Consider the following 2,849-nt stretch of genomic DNA (forward strand, 5'->3'; position numbering starts at 1 on the left):
GCGCATACGCGGTGAGCGCGCATGCCAGCGACCTGCCACCGACCACGGCGGAGCCGCCTGCGCGGCCCTGCGGTGATCGCCCCCACCCCACACCCGTCGTCTGCGAGAATGATGCATACGCACGCAAGAAGGAGGCGGACATGCCGCGCAACAGCTCCAGCACCCCGTCCCGGCCCTTCAAGGTCGGGGTGTGGCGGTCGCTGATGGAGGTGCACCAGAGCGTTCTGGGCGAGATCGAGCGGGAGCTGGCCGACCGGCACCGGCTCTCGGTGAGTGAGTTCGACGCCCTGGTGAACATCCCGCTCGCCGGGACGCGGCTCAAGGAGCTGAAGGAGCGGATGGTGCTGACCCAGAGCGCGGTCAGCAGGCTCTGCGACCGGCTCGTGGACCGTGGCCTGGTCACCCGGACGCCGCTGGAGGAGGACATGCGCGGTGCGATGATCCGGCTCACCGACGAGGGCAAGAAGCTGCTGCGCGGGGCCGTGCGCACCAACGCCGAGGTGGTGGAGCGGACCTTCGCCGATCTGCTGCTCCCCGGCCAGCTCACCGCGCTGCACGAGATGCTCGGACAGGTGAAGACGGGCGAGCACCCCGAGGGCTGCGACACTCCCGCGGACTGACCTCCGGCGCGGTCCGCCGGTTCCCGCCCGTACGCCCTGTTCCGTACGCCCCCGGCTGCCCCTGGCCCGTCCCCGCCGGTCCCGGTCCCGGTCCCGTTCCGCCGCCGGCTGCCCGCGCGTCCCCATGACAGCCCTCGCGGGGCCGGCCGCCGTACGCCCCTCCCGCACCCCTCCCGCACCCCCCGGAAAAAACTTCGCGCACCGGGAAATAGGACCCTCACGGTCATGGTTAAGATGAATGCGCAAGCAACAAAGAGCTTGCGGATCGGCCCTCCCGACCGAGGTCGCGCCAGCGGCCCGACACCCAAGGAACACACGACATGAGCGAGAACAGCTACCTCACCGACCGGCTGACCCCCGAGAACACGGGCATCCTGCTGGTCGACCACCAGACCGGCCTGCTCATGGGCGTCCAGGACCACGACCAGAACGAGGTCCGCCGCAACGCCCAGGCCCTGGCCCGTACGGCCAAGGTCTTCGGCCTCCCGATCGTGGCGACCACCTCCGCCCCGCAGGGCCCCAACGGACCGCTGCTTCCGGAGCTGACGGCCGAGCTGCCCGCGGGCGCTCCGATCATCCACCGCAGCGGCGAGGTCGACGCCTTCGACGACCCGAAGTTCGACGAGGCCGTACGGGCCATGAACCGGCCCAACCTGGTGATCGCGGGTGTCATCACCGACGTCTGCCTGATGTTTGCCTCGCTCTCCGCCCTGGGGCGCGGCTACAAGGTGCACTCCGTCTTCGACGCCTCCGGCACCACCAACGTCCTGGCCCGTGAGACCTCCCTGCTGCGCCTCCAGAACGCCGGTGCCACCCTCAACAGCACGGTCGGTGTCATCTCCGAGCTGCTGCGGGACTGGAAGAACCCGGGCGGCCCCGGCACCGCCGACATCTTCAGCAACCTCGCCATGCCGTTCTATGGAGCGGTGAGCGCGAGCCACGCCGCCGCCAGCGGCAACAACGGCTGACCCGCCGCGGTACCACGCCGGGCCCGGCCCCCTTCCTCCTCTCACCCCCTGGGAGGAAGGGGCCGGGCAGGCAGCGGGTCATCCGGGCACGCTCGGGGGCCCCGCTGCCTGCCCGGCCGACGCGCTCGTATCCCCTCGGACGACTCGGACGACTCGGACGACAAGGAGCGGAGACCCACCATGGCGCTGCGACAGCCCCCTTACTTCGGTCTGGACCTCAACACCCCCCTTCCGTATTCGGACGCCCTGATCGAGCGGCTGCGGATGGCGGACGAGTCGGGGTACGACCTCTTCTCCGTCATGGACCACCCCTACGCGGGCGACCGGCACGAGGCGTACGCGGCCCTCGGCTACGCCCTGGGGCACACCCGGCGGATCTCCGGCTATGTGGGCGTCACCAATCTGCCCCTGCGCCCCGCGCCCGTCCTCGCCCGGACCGTCGCGGCGCTCTCCTCGCTCTCCGGCGGACGGCTGGTCCTCGGCCTCGGCTCGGGCGGGATCTGGGACCGCATCACCCAGTTCGGTGTGGCGCGGATGAGCCCCGGGGACGCGGTGAGCGCGTTCGAGGAAGCCATCACGCTCATCGGGAGGCTCACCGGTGGCGGTGAGACGCCCGTCACCTTCGACGGCCGCTTCTACCAGGTCGCCAAGGCCATGCCGGCGCCCGTGCCCACGCCGAGGATCTGGACCGGGGCGAACGGCCCCCGGGCCCTGGCGATCACCGGACGGCTCACGGACGGCTGGATTCCGAGCTTCGGCGCCGACTGGCTCTCGGAGCGCTACCGCACCTCCAGGCCGCTGATCGACCGCGCGGCACAGGAGGCGGGCCGGGACCCCGCCGAGGTGATCAGCTACTTCAACTTCGGCGGCGCGCTCACCGACCGCGATCTGGCCGCCACCAGGGACGCCGAGGGACGGTGGCAGGGCGGGTCCGCCCGCCAGTGGACCGAGGAACTCACCGGCGCCGTCCTGGAACACGGCGCGGGCGGGTTCAACACCCAGGTGACCGGCCCCGGACGGTCCGAACTCGACGCCGCCCGCCGGTTCGCCGACGAGGTGATCCCGGCGGTCCGGGCCGCTGTCGCGGCGCACTGACCCCTCCCCGGGCCGCTGTCGCGGCGCACTGACCCCTCCCCGGGCCGCCGTCGTGCGGTCCCGACCCCGCCCGGTACCGCCGTGACGGTGTATCGGCCCCGGAGGGTCCCCGGTACCGCCGCCCCACGCGGCGTACCGCATCCCGGTACCGCTGACGCGCCCCCGC

At 72.1% G+C, this 2,849-nt stretch carries 3 protein-coding genes; all 3 read left to right on the forward strand.

Going from position 1 to position 2,849, the window contains the following annotated elements; genetic code table 11:
* Positions 1 to 140: 140 nt before the first annotated feature.
* The 3 genes from ACWF94_RS37965 (at position 141) to ACWF94_RS37975 (ending at position 2,683) form a co-directional block, all read left to right on the forward strand.
* A complete protein-coding gene (locus ACWF94_RS37965; protein ID WP_453499424.1) occupies positions 141 to 620 on the forward strand; it encodes a MarR family winged helix-turn-helix transcriptional regulator in 480 nt (159 codons plus the stop codon).
* 320 nt (positions 621 to 940) lie between these two features.
* Complete coding sequence (locus tag ACWF94_RS37970; RefSeq protein WP_453499426.1) at positions 941 to 1,588, forward strand: isochorismatase family protein; 648 nt, start codon at positions 941 to 943, stop codon at positions 1,586 to 1,588.
* Between the two features lie 180 nt (positions 1,589 to 1,768).
* Positions 1,769 to 2,683, forward strand: coding sequence for an LLM class flavin-dependent oxidoreductase (locus tag ACWF94_RS37975; RefSeq protein WP_453499428.1), 915 nt, complete (start codon positions 1,769 to 1,771; stop codon positions 2,681 to 2,683).
* Positions 2,684 to 2,849: the final 166 nt, after the last annotated feature.

It is taken from the genome of Streptomyces sp. NPDC055078, assembly GCF_053607985.1.

Bases quoted from the DNA above. Each gene is read 5' to 3' on its own strand.
- ACWF94_RS37965 (WP_453499424.1), top strand. From the start codon at position 141: ATGCCGCGCAACAGCTCCAGCACCCCGTCCCGGCCCTTCAAGGTCGGG.
- ACWF94_RS37970 (WP_453499426.1), top strand. From the start codon at position 941: ATGAGCGAGAACAGCTACCTCACCGACCGGCTGACCCCCGAGAACACG.
- ACWF94_RS37975 (WP_453499428.1), top strand. From the start codon at position 1,769: ATGGCGCTGCGACAGCCCCCTTACTTCGGTCTGGACCTCAACACCCCC.